The 16,839-nt window shown below is 65.2% G+C and carries 11 protein-coding genes, 1 tRNA gene and 2 rRNA genes; 7 read left to right on the forward strand and 7 right to left on the reverse strand.

Annotated elements, in window-relative coordinates; all coding sequences use genetic code 11:
• Window positions 1-17: 17 nt before the first annotated feature.
• On the reverse strand, window positions 18-896 hold the full coding sequence (gene mftM, locus MUG78_RS11960; protein ID WP_246995071.1) for a mycofactocin oligosaccharide methyltransferase MftM: 879 nt from the start codon (window positions 894-896) through the stop codon (window positions 18-20).
• 28 nt (window positions 897-924) lie between these two features.
• On the opposite strand from mftM, the gene MUG78_RS11965 reads away from it, so the two are divergent.
• The 4 genes from MUG78_RS11965 (at window position 925) to nucS (ending at window position 6,453) form a co-directional block, all read left to right on the forward strand.
• Window positions 925-2,373, forward strand: a 16S ribosomal RNA gene (locus MUG78_RS11965).
• 77 nt (window positions 2,374-2,450) lie between these two features.
• Window positions 2,451-2,521, forward strand: a tRNA-Ala gene (locus MUG78_RS11970).
• 173 nt (window positions 2,522-2,694) lie between these two features.
• Window positions 2,695-5,499, forward strand: a 23S ribosomal RNA gene (locus MUG78_RS11975).
• Together the 16S and 23S rRNA genes with 1 tRNA gene alongside form the textbook arrangement of a ribosomal RNA operon.
• Window positions 5,500-5,769: 270 nt before the next feature.
• On the forward strand, window positions 5,770-6,453 hold the full coding sequence (gene nucS, locus MUG78_RS11980) for an endonuclease NucS (RefSeq protein WP_246995073.1): 684 nt from the start codon (window positions 5,770-5,772) through the stop codon (window positions 6,451-6,453).
• 123 nt (window positions 6,454-6,576) lie between these two features.
• Here nucS and MUG78_RS11985 read toward each other — a convergent pair whose 3' ends face one another.
• Both MUG78_RS11985 and mce read right to left on the reverse strand, forming a co-directional pair.
• Window positions 6,577-7,611 carry a hypothetical protein gene (locus MUG78_RS11985; RefSeq protein ID WP_246995075.1) on the reverse strand — a complete coding sequence of 345 codons (1,035 nt, stop codon included), beginning with the start codon at window positions 7,609-7,611 and terminating at the stop codon, window positions 6,577-6,579.
• A gap of 122 nt (window positions 7,612-7,733) precedes the next feature.
• Entirely contained in the window at window positions 7,734-8,216 is a 483-nt protein-coding gene (gene mce / locus MUG78_RS11990) for a methylmalonyl-CoA epimerase (protein WP_246995077.1), read from the reverse strand.
• A 90-nt stretch (window positions 8,217-8,306) separates the two neighbouring features.
• Between mce and MUG78_RS11995 the strand changes: the two genes are divergently transcribed.
• The 3 genes from MUG78_RS11995 (at window position 8,307) to MUG78_RS12005 (ending at window position 10,922) form a co-directional block, all read left to right on the forward strand.
• A complete protein-coding gene (locus MUG78_RS11995; RefSeq protein ID WP_246995079.1) occupies window positions 8,307-9,500 on the forward strand; it encodes an acetyl-CoA C-acetyltransferase in 1,194 nt (397 codons plus the stop codon).
• A gap of 73 nt (window positions 9,501-9,573) precedes the next feature.
• Window positions 9,574-10,011, forward strand: coding sequence for a DUF3817 domain-containing protein (locus MUG78_RS12000; RefSeq protein ID WP_246995080.1), 438 nt, complete (start codon window positions 9,574-9,576; stop codon window positions 10,009-10,011).
• A 47-nt stretch (window positions 10,012-10,058) separates the two neighbouring features.
• Complete coding sequence (locus MUG78_RS12005) at window positions 10,059-10,922, forward strand: tetratricopeptide repeat protein (protein WP_246997007.1); 864 nt, start codon at window positions 10,059-10,061, stop codon at window positions 10,920-10,922.
• 84 nt (window positions 10,923-11,006) lie between these two features.
• On the opposite strand, the gene glgB is transcribed toward MUG78_RS12005, so the two are convergent.
• Genes glgB through MUG78_RS12025 form a run of 4 tightly spaced genes read right to left on the reverse strand, consistent with a single transcriptional unit; the run spans window position 11,007 to window position 16,832 of the window.
• Complete coding sequence (gene glgB, locus MUG78_RS12010; protein ID WP_246995083.1) at window positions 11,007-12,833, reverse strand: 1,4-alpha-glucan branching protein GlgB; 1,827 nt, start codon at window positions 12,831-12,833, stop codon at window positions 11,007-11,009.
• Window positions 12,830-14,932, reverse strand: a complete 2,103-nt coding sequence (locus MUG78_RS12015) for an ATP-dependent DNA helicase (protein WP_246995085.1) — start codon at window positions 14,930-14,932, stop codon at window positions 12,830-12,832. The genes glgB and MUG78_RS12015 overlap by 4 nt, the downstream gene beginning before the upstream one ends.
• Complete coding sequence (locus MUG78_RS12020) at window positions 14,929-15,519, reverse strand: isochorismatase family protein (RefSeq protein ID WP_246995088.1); 591 nt, start codon at window positions 15,517-15,519, stop codon at window positions 14,929-14,931. The genes MUG78_RS12015 and MUG78_RS12020 overlap by 4 nt, the downstream gene beginning before the upstream one ends.
• The gene (locus tag MUG78_RS12025) at window positions 15,516-16,832 is read right to left on the reverse strand and encodes a nicotinate phosphoribosyltransferase (RefSeq protein ID WP_246995090.1); all 1,317 of its coding nucleotides are present in this window, start codon (window positions 16,830-16,832) and stop codon (window positions 15,516-15,518) included. The genes MUG78_RS12020 and MUG78_RS12025 overlap by 4 nt, the downstream gene beginning before the upstream one ends.
• Between the last annotated feature and the right edge of the window lie 7 nt (window positions 16,833-16,839).

Genomic DNA, 16,839 nt, shown 5'->3' on the forward strand with positions numbered 1-16,839 from the left:
AAGCCCGGGCGACTCCGTCAGCGCGGTTCCAGGACCAGCCAGCCGCCGTGGTCGTCGAAGATCTCGACCGAGCAGTCCGGCCGGTCGGCAGCCCATCGGTGCAGGTCGGCCTCGGTCAACCGCTGCCGGTGTCCGAAGTGCTCGTTCGGCACCTCCTCGTAGGGCACCGCGATCACTACGCGTCGACGCGCCACCCGTACCGCTTCGTCGATCGCGCGCGTCACGTCGGGGCCGTCGAGGTGCTCCAACAGGTGGATCAGCGTCACAGTGTCCGACGAGTCGGTGGCATACGGCAGCGACCGGGCGTCGGCGAGCGACGTCGCCAGCGGAACCCCGAAGTCGGCCGCGGCCGTGTCGAGCAGCTCCAGCGCACCCGGGCAGATGTCGCAGGCACTCACCCGAAGGCCGTCCTGGGCGCACTGCAACGCGAGCAGTCCGAAGCAGGAACCCACCTCGAGCACGGAGTCGCCGACCAGCAGCGAGCGTGCGCGTCGGTGCACGGGACTGAACGCACCGTCCGTACCGCGCAGTTCCCGCACCGAATTGCGGTAGAAGTGCCGCCACGCCGCGGCCGGATCGACGTGGCACGACTGCACCACCTCGGTGAAGACCTGCTCGAACTCGTCCTGTCCGACGATCAGACCCTCGTCGACGAGACCGCACAGGCCGGCGACCACCGTCTGGTCGCTGATCGTGTCCGCAGTGAGTGGGTGATGCAGGCGCAGCGACTCGGGCGTGGAGCGGACACGGAAGCGGTCGGCACCCGTGTGCACCTGGACGTCGCGTTCGGCGCTGTACCGCCGCACCACGTCGCGGCTGTGCACGAGCTCGGAGTCCGTCACCGGCGACACGTCGGCCTCGGTGAGCGCGGTGCTGGTCGGAGTCGGTCCGTTCATGCACAAACGCTAAGTCCAGGGCAGGGCGGTCGGGAACTGTCCGATCAGGCGCGGTGACTGACCGATAGGACAGGTCATGCCACCGAAACCGCCCTGACCAGTCGAGTTGTGTTCCCGTTCGGCCCTGTGTAACTTAGTCCAAGTCGTCAGCGACCAAGTTTCTTCTAGAAATTCGGAATCGCGGTATGACAATCTGGACCCGCGTCTGATTAGCTAGTTGGTAAGGTAATGGCTTACCAAGGCGACGATCAGTAGCCGACCTGAGAGGTGATCGGCCACATTGGAACTGAGACACGGTCCAAACTCCTACGGGAGGCAGCAGTGGGGAATATTCCGCGCACAATGGGCGAAAGCCTGATGCAGCAACGCCGCGTGAGTGATGAAGGCCTTCGGGTCGTAAAACTCTGTCCTCAAGGAAGATAATGACGGTACTTGAGGAGGAAGCCCGGCTAACTACGTGCCAGCAGCCGCGGTAATACGTAGGGGGCTAGCGTTATTCCGGATTTACTGGGCGTAAAGGGTGCGTAGGTGGTTTTTTAAGTCAGGAGTGAAAGGCTACGGCTCAACCGTAGTAAGCTCTTGAAACTGGAAAACTTGAGTGCAGGAGAGGAAAGTGGAATTCCGAGTGTAGCGGTGAAATGCGTAGATATTAGGAGGAACACCAGTAGCGAAGGCGGCTTTCTGGACTGTAACTGACACTGAGGCACGAAAGCGTGGGGAGCAAACAGGATCAGATACCCTGGTAGTCCACGCCGTAAACGATGAGTACTAGGTGTCGGGGTTACCCCCTCGGTGCCGCAGCTAACGCATTAAGTACTCCGCCTGGGAGTACGCTCGCAAGAGTGAAACTCAAAGGAATTGACGGGGACCGCACAAGTAGCGGAGCATGTGGTTTAATTCGAAGCAACGCGAAGAACCTTACCTAAGCTTGACATCCTTTTGACCGATGCCTAATCGCATTTTTCCCTTCGGGACAGAAGTGACAGGTGGTGCATGGTTGTCGTCAGCTCGTGTCGTGAGATGTTGGGTTAAGTCCGCAACGAGCGCAACCCTTGCCTTTAGTTGCCAGCATTAAGTTGGGCACTCTAGAGGGACTGCCAGGGATAACCTGGAGGAAGGTGGGGATGACGTCAAATCATCATGCCCCTTATGCTTAGGGCTACACACGTGCTACAATGGGTGGTACAGAGGGCAGCCAAGTCGTGAGGCCGAGCTAATCCCTTAAAGCCATTCTCAGTTCGGATTGTAGGCTGAAACTCGCCTACATGAAGCTGGAGTTACTAGTAATCGCAGATCAGAATGCTGCGGTGAATGCGTTCCGGGTCTTGTACACACCGCCCGTCACACCACGGAAGTTGGGTGCCGAAGCCACTTAGCTAACCCTTTTGGGAAGCGAGTGTCGAAGGTGAAATCAATAACTGGGGTGAAGTCGTAACAAGGTAGCCGTATCGGAAGGTGCGGCTGGATCACCTCCTTTTCAGGGAGAATTAACCTACTGTTTAAATTTTAAGGATCGACAAAGTGATTATAATATATTTTGTTGAAAAAACATATGGGGGTATAGCTCAGCTGGAGACACCTGCCTTGCACGCAGGGGTCAACGGTTGATCCGTTTATCTCCACCATTTGTACTTACTTGTTAAGTACTAGTACTTTGAAAACTGCATAACATTTAGTGATATGACATTATATAAAGAAGAAGATAAACTCTTTAAAAAATATATCATATAAAGAAGATGAGCAATGGGATTTTGAATGTATATGAAGACAAAGACATTGGCGAAGCATTTTAATAACTGGTCAAGTTATTAAGGGTGTAGGGCGAATGCCTTGGCACTAGGAGCCGATGAAGGACGCGATAAGCTGCGATAAGCTTGGGGGAGTTGCACGTAAACTGTGATCCCAAGATTTCCGAATGAGGAAACTCACTTAGAGTAATGTCTAAGTATCGTATAGTGAATACATAGCTATGCGAGGGGAACCCGGGGAACTGAAACATCTAAGTACCCGGAGGAAGAGAAAGAAATTCGATTCCGTAAGTAGCGGCGAGCGAACGCGGAACAGGCCAAACCAGTGAAGTTTTCTTCACTGGGGTTGCGGACATATCATAAGGAAGAGGCTATTGTAGAGTGAAGAGAGTTGGAAAGCTCCGCTATAAAGTGTAAAAGCCACGTAGCTCAAAAAAGAAATCTCAGATATGATCCAGAGTACCACGGGACACGTGAAACCCTGTGGGAAGCAGGAGGGACCATCCTCCAAGCCTAAATACTACCTAGTGACCGATAGCGTATAGTACCGTGAGGGAAAGGTGAAAGAACCCAGGAGGGAGTGAAATAGAACCTGAAACCCTACACTTACAAGCTGTAGGAGCACATTATTTGTGTGACTGCGTACTTTTGTAGAACGGGCCAACGAGTTACGTTACCTAGCAAGGTTAAGCACTAAGGTGTGGAGCCGCAGCGAAAGCGAGTCTTAACTGGGCGTATAGTTAGTTGACGTAGACCCGAAACCGGGCGACCTATCCATGGGCAGGTTGAAGCGAAAGTAAAATTTTCGTGGAGGACCGAACCCACGAGCGTTGAAAAGCTCGGGGATGACCTGTGGATAGCGGTGAAATTCCAATCGAGCCCGGAGATAGCTGGTTCTCTCCGAAATAGCTTTAGGGCTAGCCTCAAGATTTTTAGAGAAACGGGGTAGAGCACTGAATGTCCTCAGGGGTATTGCACTTACCGAAGACTATCAAACTCCGAATACCGTATTCTTATGCTTGGGAGTCAGACTGTGGGTGATAAGATTCATAGTCAAAAGGGCAACAGCCCAGATCGTCAGCTAAGGTCCCTAAATGTACGTTAAGTGGTAAAGGATGTGGGATTGCACAGACAACCAGGATGTTGGCTTAGAAGCAGCCACTCATTTAAAGAGTGCGTAATAGCTCACTGGTCGAGTGATCCTGCGCCGAAAATTTCCGGGGCTAAAACGTACTACCGAAGCTACGGCATCATTTATGATGGGTAGGAGAGCTTTCTATACGGATTGAAGCATTACCGTAAGGAGTGATGTGGACTGTATAGAAGTGAGAATGTTGGCATGAGTAGCGAGATGTGGTGAGAATCCACAGGCCGTAAACCCAAGGTTTCCAGGGGAAGGTTCGTCCGCCTGGGTTAGTCAGGACCTAAGCCGAGGCCGAAAGGCGTAGGTGATGGACAACAGGTTGATATTCCTGTACCACCAATAACCGTTTGAGAAATGGGATGACACAGTAGGATAAGCTGCACCGCACTGTTGGTTATGTGCGGGCAAGTATGAGGCAGTTCAGGTAGGCAAATCCGTTAGAATAATGCTGGGGGTACGATGCGGAGCGAAATTTAGTAGTAGCGAAGTAGCTGATTTCACACTGTCGAGAAAAGTCTCTATCGAGGTTAAAGGTGCCTGTACCGCAAACCGACACAGGTGGGTGAGGAGAGTATCCTAAGGCCAGCCAGAGAACTGTTGTTAAGGAACTCGGCAAAATGACCCGTAACTTAGGGAGAAGGGTGCCATGAAACATGGCCGCAGAGATAGGCCCAAGCGACTGTTTACCAAAACATAGGTTTCTGCTAAGTCGCAAGACGATGTATAGGAGCTGACGCCTGCCCGGTGCTGGAAGGTTAAGGGATCTGTTAGGTAACCGAAGCAGTGAACTTAAGCCCCAGTAAACGGCGGCCGTAACTATAACGGTCCTAAGGTAGCGAAATTCCTTGTCGGGTAAGTTCCGAACCCGCACGAAAGGCGTAACGATTTGGGCACTGTCTCAACAACAGACTGGGTGAAATTGTAATACCGGTGAAGATGCCGGTTACCTGCGACAGGACGAAAGACCCCATGGAGCTTTACTGTAGCTTGACATTGAGTCTCGGTGCTACATGTACAGGATAGGTGGGAGGCTATGAAGCATGGACGTCAGTCTGTGTGGAGCCATCCTTGGGATACCACCCTTGTAGTACTGGGATTCTAACCAGCTGCCTTGAATCAGGTAGTGGGACACTGTCAGGTGGACAGTTGACTGGGGCGGTCGCCTCCTAAAGAGTAACGGAGGCGCTCAAAGGTTCTCTCAGTACGGTCGGAAATCGTACGTAGAGTGTAAAGGCAGAAGAGAGCTTGATTGCAAGACATACAGGTCGAGCAAGGACGAAAGTCGGACTTAGTGATCCGGTGGTACCGCATGGAAGGGCCATCGCTCAACGGATAAAAGCTACCCTGGGATAACAGGCTGATCTCCCCAAGAGTCCACATCGACGGGGAGGTTTGGCACCTCGATGTCGGCTCATCACATCCTGGGGCTGTAGTAGGTCCCAAGGGTTGGGCTGTTCGCCCATTAAAGTGGTACGCGAGCTGGGTTCAGAACGTCGTGAGACAGTTCGGTCCCTATCCGTCGCAGGCGTAGGAAATTGAGGAGACCTGTCCTTAGTACGAGAGGACCGGGATGGACGTACCGCTGGTGTACCAGTTGTTCTGCCAAGGGCATAGCTGGGTAGCTGAAGTACGGAAAGGATAAGCGCTGAAAGCATCTAAGCGCGAAGCCTAGCATCGTGTGCAGGCTCTACCGACACAGCGGGTACACCCCGGTCGTCGACGGTAAAGGCGGCAGTACCCAACAGTGGCGGCAGCCAGCACCAGAAGCGGCCGCCGGGGCGTCTCCTCTGGTGTGGACTGCCGCCTTTGGTGCGGGTGCCGCCTGTGCGTCGTCGTGCCGCGCATGTGGCGCGGCGGCGCCGTTCCGAGTGCGGAGTGACTGTGGCCGCGGAGAGGGCAGGTGCGTGGGGACGCCGCGGCAGGGCCGTGGCGCACCGGGGAGGCTCCCGCGGGCGCAGGGGCGGGCGTTAGGCTGTCTGGCGTGCGCCTCGTGATTGCTGAATGCCAGGTCGACTATGTCGGCCGATTGACCGCTCATCTGCCGATGGCCCGCCGGCTGCTGCTGATCAAGTCCGACGGTTCGGTCAGCGTGCACGCGGACGACCGCGCCTACAAGCCGCTGAACTGGATGAGCCCGCCCTGCTGGCTCACCGAGGAGCCGGCGCCCGACGGCAGTGACGCACAGGCCGTCTGGGTGGTGGAGAACAAGGCCGGGGAGCAACTGCGGATCACCGTGAACGCGATCGAGCACGACTCGTCGCACGAACTCGGCATCGATCCCGGTCTGGTCAAGGACGGCGTGGAAGCGCACCTGCAGGAACTGCTGGCCGAGCACGTGCAGACCCTGGGCGACGGCTACACGTTGATCCGCCGCGAGTACATGACCGCCATCGGGCCGGTGGACATCCTGTGCCGGGATGGCGACGGGCAGACCGTCGCGGTGGAGATCAAGCGACGCGGCGAGATCGACGGCGTCGAGCAGCTCACCCGCTACCTGGAACTGCTCAATCGCGATGCGACGCTGGCCCCGGTGTCCGGCATCTTCGCCGCTCAGCAGATCAAGCCGCAGGCGAAAACGCTGGCCACCGATCGTGGCATCCGCTGCGTGACCCTCGACTACGACCGTCTCCGCGGCACGGAGAGCACCGAGTTCCGGCTCTTCTGAGCCCACCTGTGCGGCGTCGACCCGGTCACCGGGCACCGACACGCGAACGCCCTCCCAGACCGAAGATCCGGGAGGGCGTTGGCGTGTCAGGGGAGAGGGCAGCTGTCTGCCCGGGTGGGCGGATCAGGCGGTGGCGCGAGTGGGTCCGTCGTCCTTGCCGGAGGTGAAGTCGGCGAGAAGGTCGCGATCGTCGTACTCGGCGTCCCCGTACTTGCTGTCGCCGTACTCGCGGTCCCCGTAGCCGATCTCGTCGTACGCGCTGTCGACGGCGTCGAGGACATCGGTGCTCTCCACACCCGGGACCAGGGCGTCGGCCTCGAATCGATCGCGGCCCACCAGGGTGCGGTTGAGCAGCTCGAGGTCGTCGGCGTCGGTGGTCGCCACCAGGGCCTGCTCGTCCTCGGACAGGTCGAGGGCGCCGGGGAGCGCGGCGATGTGCTCGCCGAGAGCACCGAGGTGCTCCAGGATCTGGGTGTGCGCGTCGTTGGCGGCCCGGGCCAGGTCGCGGGAGCGGGCCAGACGGGCGGCGGCGACGTGGTGCGCGGCACCGCGGAGACCGGCGGCGTCGTCTTCGGCGGCGGCGACGAGTGCGGCGGCGCGGTCCTTGGCGGTGGCGAGCATTTCGGCGATCTGACGTTCGGCCTCGGCGCGGTCCCGTGCGGAGAACTCGCGCACCTTCTCGGCGTTGGCATCGATCTCGGCGGCGCGCGCTTCGGCGTCGGTGACGGTCTTGTCGGCCTGCTGGCCGGCTAGCTCTATCGTGCGCGCCGCATCGCTGGACGCATCGCTGCGAAGGTCGGCCGCCTGCTGGCGGGCCACCGAGACCATCTCGGCGGCCTCGTCGCGGGCGGTGGAGCGGATCTCCTCAGCCTCCTCGGTGGCGAGGGTCAGCATGCGGGAGAGGCGCTCGCTCATGCCGGTGACCGTGGTCGGCGGCGCGGACAGCGCGTCGACGTCGTTCTGCAGACTGCGGACGCGTCCGCGGGCCTGCTCGAGATGACCGAGGAGTTCATCGGCATGGGCGTGTGCCGAATCGCGGTCGGAGGCCATCATCGCCAGATCTGCTTCGAGCTGGCGGATGTGGTCGGTGACCTGATCGCGGTCGTAGCCGCGCATGACGATGGGGAAGGGGCTTTGACGCTGACCGGGAGCTGACATGTGGGCAACATTAGGCCCGCCACACCGTCACCGGGTGTATCACGCGCGGCGTGTTGTGCTGCGTTTTGGTAACGGTGTGGCTGGTGTGACTCGACTCCGGAGCCCGCCGGAGCCGGTTCGGGTCAGTGTCCGGCGGCCGGCTCGACGAGTTCCAGGAGCACGCCGCCGGCGTCCTTCGGGTGCACGAAGTTGATCCGCGAGTCGGCGGTGCCGCGCTTGGGTGCCGGGTACAGCAGGCGCGCGCCGTTGCCGGTGAGGACCGCGGTGACGGCGTCGAGGTCGGTCACCCGGACGGCCATCTGCTGCAGGCCCGGACCGCTGCGGTCGAGGAACTTGGCGATCGTCGACTGCTCGTTGAGGGGTGCCAGCAACTGGATCAGCGCACCCGTGGCGCCGGCCGGTCCGACCATGGCCTCGCGCACGCCCTGCTCCTCGTTGACCTCCTCGTGGAGGTTCTCGAAGCCCAGGTTGGTGCGGTACCACTCGAGCGCGACATCCAGGTCGGGCACGGCGATCCCGACGTGGTCGATACCGACCACCAGGTCGGCCACATTCGCCAGTGCACCAGTGGTGCGGTTCACGTCTTCCGATGCTGAATTGCTCATGCGATCACGGTAGCGTTGACCCCAAAGTGCCCTGTCACGAGGTCCTTGTCACAGGGTGTGTAGAGTCCCACCTTTTTCAGGAGTCCCCTCATGTCCGATAACACCACCGTCATCGTCTCGGGCGCACGTACGCCGTTCGGTCGTCTGATGGGTTCGCTCAAGAACTTCTCCGCCGTCGACCTCGGCGCGATCGCGATCAAGGGTGCGCTGGAGCGCTCCGGCGTCCCGGCCTCCGCGGTCGACTACGTGATCATGGGCCAGGTTCTCACCGCCGGCGCCGGCCAGATGCCCGCGCGGCAGACCGCCGTCAAGGCCGGTATCGGCTGGGACGTGCCCGCGCTGAGCATCAACAAGATGTGCCTCTCGGGCATCGACGCCATCGCACTGGCCGATCAGCTGATCCGCGCCGGCGAGTTCGAGTGCGTGGTGGCCGGTGGCCAGGAGTCGATGACCCAGGCCCCGCACCTGCTGCCCGGCAGCCGCGGCGGCTTCAAGTACGGCAACACCGAGCTCGTCGACCACATGGCGTTCGACGGTCTGCACGACGCCTTCACCGATCAGCCGATGGGCGGCCTGACCGAGGACTTCAACGACACCGACGGCTTCACTCGCGAGCAGCAGGACGAGATCGCCGCACGCAGCCACCGCCTGGCCGCGGCCGGTGCGGCCAGCGGTGCCTTCGCCGACGAGATCGTGCCCGTCGAGATCCCGCAGCGTGGCGGCGACCCCGTCTCCTTCGCGGTGGACGAGGGCGTGCGCGCCAGCACCACTGTCGAGTCGCTCGGCGGCCTGCGCCCGGCATTCCGCAAGGGCGGCACCATCACCGCGGGCAACGCCTCGCAGATCTCCGACGGCGCCTGCGCCGTCGTGGTGATGAGCAAGGCCAAGGCGGAGGAGCTGGGCCTGGAGTGGCTGGCCGAGATCGGCGCGCACGGCGTCGTCGCCGGCCCGGACTCCTCCCTGCAGGAGCAGCCCGCAAACGCCATCGCCAAGGCCTGCGACCGCGAGGGCATCGCTCCGACTGATCTGGACCTGCTGGAGATCAACGAAGCCTTCGCGGCCGTCGGCCTGGCGTCGACCCGCAAGCTCGGCGTGGATCCGGAGCTCGTGAACGTCAACGGCGGCGCGATCGCGCTGGGTCACCCGATCGGCGTCTCCGGCGCCCGCATCGTGCTGCACCTGGCCAATGAACTGAAGCGTCGCGGCGGCGGCGTCGGCGCGGCCGCGCTGTGCGGCGCAGGCGGCCAGGGCGACGCCCTGATCGTGCGCGTGCCCAAGGCCTGATCCCGTCCCCGGCGACGGGAACCTCCGCTGCAACACTGAGCAACACCGATACACAACGATGGATGACGCATACATGAGCACTTCCCCCGAGACCACGACCCCCGAGACCACGACCACCGAGGACAACGCCAGTTGGGCCAGCCGCTGGCTGGACCTGACGCATCCCGCGTCGCGCTTCCGACTGATCGCGCTGATCGAGGCGATCACCTGGGGCCTGCTGATCATCGGCATGGGCGTCAAGTACGGCGCCGGTATCGACGCGGCCACCATGGTGCCGGGCATGCTGCACGGCATCGCGTTCGTCGCCTTCGTGGCCATCGCGTTCTGGACCGCGGTGGAGCTGGAATGGAACTGGAAGGTCACCGTGCTCGCACTGCTGTCGGCCATCCCGCCGTTCTTCACGCTGATCTTCGAGTGGTGGGCCCAGCGTGCGGGTCACCTGCACGAGAACGCCGCCGCGGCGACCGGGATCGACGATGTCGAAGGCGGGCATGAAAGAGTGACGGTGTGACGAATCCCAGGAATCGCCAGGCGGCGGGTATGCAGGCTGCGGCGGCCATGTCCGGCGCCGTGGACCTGAGCGCGTTGGCCGCCAAGGCCGACGCCGGTCGGGCCGGTGGCGGCGCGTCCGCCCCCGCAGCGGGCGGTGGCGCAGTGGTCGACGTGGTGGATGCCACCTTCGAGTCCGAGGTCATCAACCGCTCGGCGCGTCAGCTCGTGATCGTGGAGCTGTGGGCGGGCTGGTCGCCTGAGTCGGCGCAGCTGTCGCCCCTGCTGGCCGCGATGGCGCAGCGTGCCGGCGGACAGTGGACGCTGGCCCGGGTCGACGTGGATGCCAGCCCCGGCATCGCGCAGGCCTTCGGCGCGCAGTCGGTACCGATGGTGGTGGCTCTGGCCGGTGGACAGCCGGTGTCGGCGTTCAACGGCCTGCAGCCGGAATCGCAGATCCAGGGCTGGATCGACGAGATCCTGAGCAAGGTGGGCGGCGGAGCCCCGGCGGACGCCGCGGCCGAGCCCGACGATCCGCGCATGGTCGCGGCCGAGCAGCTGATGAACGACGGCGACGTCGACGGCGCGCTCGCGGTGTACCGCACCATCCTGGAGTCCGAACCGAATCATCCCGAGGCCCGCGCCACCGTGCGCAACCTCGAGTTCATTCTGCGGGCGCAGGCGCACGACCCGAGCATCGTCGACCTGGCGGCGCCCGGCGACCTCGACGCCCAGTTCGCGGCGGCCGACGTACTGCTGCTCAGTCAGCAGAACGAGGCGGCGTTCGAGCGGATCCTCGCGGTGGTTCGCAGTACCTTCGGCGACGACAAGGACCGCGCGCGGACCCGGCTGCTGGAGCTGTTCGAGCTCTTCGACCCGGCCGACCCGCTGGTGGTGGCCGCACGCCGCAAGCTCGCGGCAGCGCTCTACTGATCGACGGCCAGTAACGACGACCGGCAGTATCAAACGACTCGGGCCGACGTGGCGACACGTCGGCCCGAGTCGTTGGGCACTGATTCACTCCGGGGTGAAGAAGACCGCGGACTCGGCGGGCAGGGTGAAGCGTGCGCTCACCGGGCGGCCGTGGCTCGGCACCGGTTCGGTGTGCACCGCGCCGAGATTGCCGACGCCGCGACCGGCGTAATCGAGGGCCCCGGTGTTGCAGATCTCGCGCCAGCGGCCGGTGCGGGGGAGCCCGAGCCGGTAGTCGTGCAGATCGCGGTCGGAGAAGTTGAAGACGCAGGCCACCGTCTGACCGGGGGCGGTCGGCTGCGCGCCCAGGCGTAGGAAGCCGATCACGCTGTTGGTGGTGTCGGTCGCGTCGAGCCAGGAGAAGCCGTCGGCGTCGTTGTCCCGGGCGTGCAGCGCGGGGTACTCGCGATAGAGCCGATTGAGGTCGGCGACGACCTGTGCGATGCCGGCGTGCTGCGGATCGTCGAGCAGCCCCCAGGCGGGGCCGTCGACGTCGGACCATTCGCCCCTCTGCCCGAACTCCTGCCCCATGAACAGCAGCTTGGCTCCGGGGTGCGTCCACTGGTACGCGAGCAGAGCGCGGACGCCGGCGGCCCGATCGGACCCCTCCGGCAGTCGCGACCACAGCGTGCCCTTGCCGTGCACCACCTCGTCGTGGCTGAGCGGCAGGACGAAGCGCTCGGCGGTCGCGTAGGTGAGCGAGAAGACCAGGCGTTCCTGTGCTCGACGACGCTCGGCGTGCGGGCGGGAGACGAAGTCGAGGACGTCGTTCATCCAGCCGAGATTCCACTTGTAGTCGAAGCCGAGGCCGCCGCGGGCGGTGGGCGCGGTGACCCCCGGCCATGCCGTCGACTCCTCGGCGATCATCACCGCGCCGCCGGCCGTGCGGTGCACGGCGTCGTTCAGCGCGCGCAGGAAGTCGACGGCCTCGTCGTTCTCGTGGGTGCCGCGCGCGTTGGGCCGCCACTGGCCGGGTTCGCGGGAGTAGTCCAGGTAGAGCATGGCGGCGACGGCGTCCACGCGCAGACCGTCGAGATGGAACTCGGTGCACCAGTAGACGGCGCTGGCGATCAGGAACTCGCGGATCTCGGCGCGGCCCAGATTGAACGCGTAGGTGCCCCAGTCGGGTTGTTCGCGGCGCAGCGGGTCGGCGTGCTCGTAGAGCGGGGTGCCGTCGAAGCGGCCGAGCGCGAACGGATCCTTCGGGAAGTGGGCGGGCACCCAGTCGAGCAGCACACTCAGACCGCGGCCGTGCAGATGGTCCACCAGGAATCGGAAGTCGTCCGGCGTCCCCAGCCGCGCGGTCGGGGCGAAGAACGAACCGACCTGATAGCCCCACGAGCCGCCGAAGGGATGCTCGGTGATCGGCATCAACTGGACGTGGGTGAAGCCGTGGGCCACCGCGTGGTCGGCCAGGTCGACGGCGACCTCGCGATACCCCAGGCCGGGCCGCCACGACGGCAGGTGCACCTCGTAGACCGACATCGGTGCGGCCGCGTGGTCGACGGACGCGCGGTGGTCCAGCCAGGCGTCGTCGTGCCAGACGTACGACGACGGGGCGGTGACCACCGAGGCGGTCTCCGGCGGGCACTGCGCCGCGCGGGCCAGCGGATCGGCCTTGTCGCGGACCACCCCGTCGGCGCCGGTGATGCGGTACTTGTACTGCGTTCCGGGGCCGGCGTCGGTGACGGTGGCCGACCACACGCCGTCGGCGTCGCGGGTCATCGGATGGTCGACGCCCCGCCAGTCGTCGAAGTCGCCGAAGACGGTCACCGCGCGGGCATTGGGCGCCCACACGGCGAAATCGGTGCCGTCGCCCTCGGACCGGGGAAAGGATCCCTGTCGTTCCCAGATCGGCGCGCGATCGCTCACGATCGCGGGGTGCCCGCGGCGAGCCGACGCAGGGCGGCGCGGACCGGCGCGGGGTCGGTGGTGCGCCAGAACGGCGGCAGCCCGGCCACGAGGTAGCCGCCGTAGCGGGCGGTGGCGAGCCGGGAGTCGAGCACGGCCACCACGCCGCGATCACCGTCGGACCGCAGCAGTCGGCCCGCACCCTGCGCGAGCAGCAGCGCGGCGTGATTGGCGGAGACGGCCAGGAAGCCGTTGCCGCCGTGCGCATCGATGTCGCGTTGCCGTGCGGCCAGCAGCGGGTCGTCGGGCCGCGGGAACGGGATGCGGTCGATCATCACCAGGCGCAGCGACGGGCCGGGGACGTCGACGCCCTGCCACAGCGACAGCGTGCCGAACAGGCAGGTGGGCTCGTCGGCCGCGAATTTCTCGATCAGCGTCGACGTGGTGTCCTCGCCCTGGCAGAGGATGGGGAAGGGCACGCGCTCGCGCAGCGCCTCGGCGGCCTGGGTGGCCGCGCGCATCGAGGAGAACAGCCCCAGGGTGCGTCCGCCTGCCGCGGTAATGAGCTCGACCATCTCGTCGAGGGTGGCCGGAGCCGGGCCGTCGCGGCCGGGCGGGGCGAGCTTGCGGGCCACGTAGAGGATGGCGGCGCGCGGATAGTCGAACGGGGAACCGACGTCGAGGCCGTGCCAGATCTTCTGACTCGCGCCCGCGAACTCGGCGACCTTGTCCTTACCCTCGGCCGTCTGGCCGCCGGTGCTCTTGGCTCCCGAGCCCTTCACAGCGGCGGTTTCGTCGGGGTTCTCGTGCGGCGGCAGCCCCCAGGTGCGGGCCAACGCGTTGAAGTTGCCGCCGATGGTCAGCGTCGCCGACGTGAGGATCACGGTGGAGTCGGTGAACAGCGACGTGCGCAGCAGCCCGGCCACCGACAGCGGTGCGATGTACAACGAGCGACGGGTGTCGCCGCCGCGCAGCCGTTCCTCCGCCACCCACACCACGTCGCGCCGTTTGGTCACGTCGGCTTCGGCGAAGACGCCGAGGATCCGGACGGCGGTGTCGTGCAGGTTCTCGATCGCGCTGATCGCCATCTGGCGGGCCGCGGCGGCGTCCGGGTCGCCGGCGGACGCACCAGCGCCGCCGGAGCTCGGGGCGATCTCGGTGCGCGCCTCCCAGAGTCGGTCGCGTAGACCGGCGAGCAGTTCCGCGGCCCCGCCGGGCAGTCGGGTCCACTCGCCGACCCGCGCCTCGTCGAGCAGGATCTCGAGCTGCTCGGCCACGCCGGCGAGTGTCTCGGCGGTCTCGGTGGAGAGGAGTTTGCCCGCGCGGCGACTCACATAGGTGAGGCCGACGCCGGAGATCTCCTCGGTCGAGACCGACGTGATGCGGTCGACCAGCTCGTGGGCCTCGTCGATCACCACTACTCGGTGCTCGGGGAGGATGGTGGCCGGGCTCATCGCGTCGATGGCGAGCATGGCGTGGTTGGTCACCACCACGTCGGCCTCCGCGGCACGACGGCGGGCGGCCTCGGCGAAGCAGTCCTCGCCGAACTGGCAGGCGACGGCGCCGATGCACTCGCGGGAGCTCACGCTGACCTGGCGCCAGGACCGATTGTCGACGCCGGGGCTCAGGTCGTCCCGGTCCCCGGTCTCGGTGTCCGACGACCATTCCCGCAGCCGCGTGATGTCGCGGCCCATGCGCGACAGTTCGAAGGCGTCGAACAGCTCGGTCTCCGGTTCCTCGGCGGCGCCGGAGTGAATCTTGTTGAGGCATAGGTAGTTCGCGCGCCCCTTCAAGATGGCGAAGGCGGGCGTGCGGCCCAGCGGACCGGTCACCGCGTCGCTGAGGCGAGGCAGGTCGCGGTCGGTCAGCTGGCGCTGCAGAGCGATGGTCGCGGTGGAGACCACCACGGTCTCGCCGGTGTCGACGGCGTGCCGGAGGGCCGGTACCAGGTAGGCCAGCGACTTACCGGTGCCGGTGCCCGCCTGCACGGCCAGGTGGTGGCCGTCGTCGATGGCCTCGGCCACCGCGGTGGCCATCGCGATCTGTCCGGCGCGCTCGGCACCGCCGAGCGCGGTCACCGCGGAGGCCAGGAGGGAGGGGACGTCGGGGAGGGAGCTCACTCGCTGTCGGCGCCCGTGTACAGCAGCTCGCCGTCGAACTCGACGCCCGCGGCGCGCAGCTCGTCCTCGGCGCGCGCCCACGTGGTCGGCGAGATCGCGGCGGTGAAGTTGAGCAACACGCGCGTGGTCAGGCCCGCGCGTGCGGCGTCGAGGGCGGTGGCGCGCACGCAGTGGTCGGCGGCGAGGCCCACCACGTCGACCGCGGTGATGCGGTGCCGGCGCAGCCAGTCGGCCAGCGACGTGCCGTCGGCGTCGGCACCCTCGAAGCCGGAGTAGGCGGCGCTGTAGGCGCCCTTGGAGAAGACCGCGGCGAAGGGCTCGGTGTCGAGCTCCGGGTGAAAACCCACCCCGTCGGTGTGGGCCACGCAGTGCGGCGGCCAGGAGTCGACGAAGTCGGGGGTGGCGGAGAAGTGCTCGCCCGGATCGATGTGATAGTCGCGGGTGGCGACCACCGTCGAGTACTCGGGCATCAGCTGCGTGCAGGCGCCGGCGACGGCGCCGCCGCCGCGCACGGCCAGGGAGCCGCCCTCGCAGAAGTCGTTCTGGACGTCGACGACGATCAGCGCGCGGTGCGCAGCGTGACTCATGGGGCCTCCGGTGGGTTGAGGTAGCGCGTGCCGATCGCCGGATCGCCGTGACTGAGACCGAGCCCCTCCCACGGCAGACTCACCAGGCCGCGCGCCAGGTGGCTGCGCGCCTCGCTGAGCGTGGGAACGTCGGCCGCCCGATCGCCGCCGCGGACCAGCGGGATCTGCAGTGCACGCGTATTCAGGCTACCCGCGACCGAGTCGGGGAGTTCGGTGCCGTCGCGGTACAGGATCTCCTCGACCACGGTGCCGGTGTCGCGGGCGGTACGCACCGCGCGCTTGGCGCCGCCCTGGCTCTGCTTGTTGCTGGAGCGTTTGGCGACGGGCACGCCGTCGACCTCGACCAGTTTGTAGACCATGCCCGCGGTCGGGGCGCCGCTGCCGGTCACCAGGGACGTGCCGACGCCGTAGACGTCGACGGGCTCGGCGCGCAGCGAGGCGATCGCGTACTCGTCGAGGTCGCCGGAGACCACGATCTTGGTCGACGTGGCGCCCAAGTCGTCGAGTTGCTGACGTACCTGCCGGGCCAGCACGCCGAGATCGCCGGAGTCGATGCGCACCGCGTACAGGTCGGGCCCGGCCACCTCGATGGCATTGCGCACACCGGCGGTGATGTCGTACGTGTCCACCAGCAGCGTGGTGTCGGTGCCGTACTGCGCGATCTGGGCGGCGAAGGCGGCGCGCTCGTCGGGGCCGTCGGCGTCGGCGAACAGCAGCGTCCAGGCGTGCGCCGCGGTGCCCGCGCTCGGCACGCGGTAGGTGCGGGCGGCCTCCATGTTGCTGGTGGCGGTGAGGCCGGCCAGGTAGGCGGCGCGCGAGGCGGAGACGGCCGCGCGCTCGTGGGTGCGGCGCGAGCCCATCTCGATGATCGGCCGGCCGGCGGCGGCCGAGACCATGCGCGCCGCGGCCGAGGCGATCGCGCTGTCGTGGTTGAGGATCGACAGGGTGAGGGTCTCCAGGATCACGGCCTCGGCGAAGCCGCCGCGCACGGTCAGCACGGGGGAGCCGGGGAAGTACAGCTCGCCCTCGGCGTAGCCGTCGATGTCGCCGGTGAAGCGGTAGTCCGTCAACCAGTCGAGGGTGCGCTCGTCGACCACGTCGCGGACGGCGTCGCGCTCGGCCGGGCCGAAGCGGAAGTCGGCGAGCGCGTCGAGGAGTCGTTCGGTGCCGGCCACCACGCCGTAGCGGCGGCCGTCCGGCAGTCGTCGGGCGAAGACCTCGAAGACGCACCGTCGGTCCGCGGTCCCGGCGGCCAGCGCCGCGGAGACCATGGTGAGCTCGTACTGATCGGTCAGCAGCGCGGTACTGGTCACGTTCGCT

It is taken from the genome of Gordonia alkaliphila, from assembly GCF_023017165.1.
GTDB classification, from domain to species: Bacteria; Actinomycetota; Actinomycetes; order Mycobacteriales; family Mycobacteriaceae; genus Gordonia; species Gordonia alkaliphila.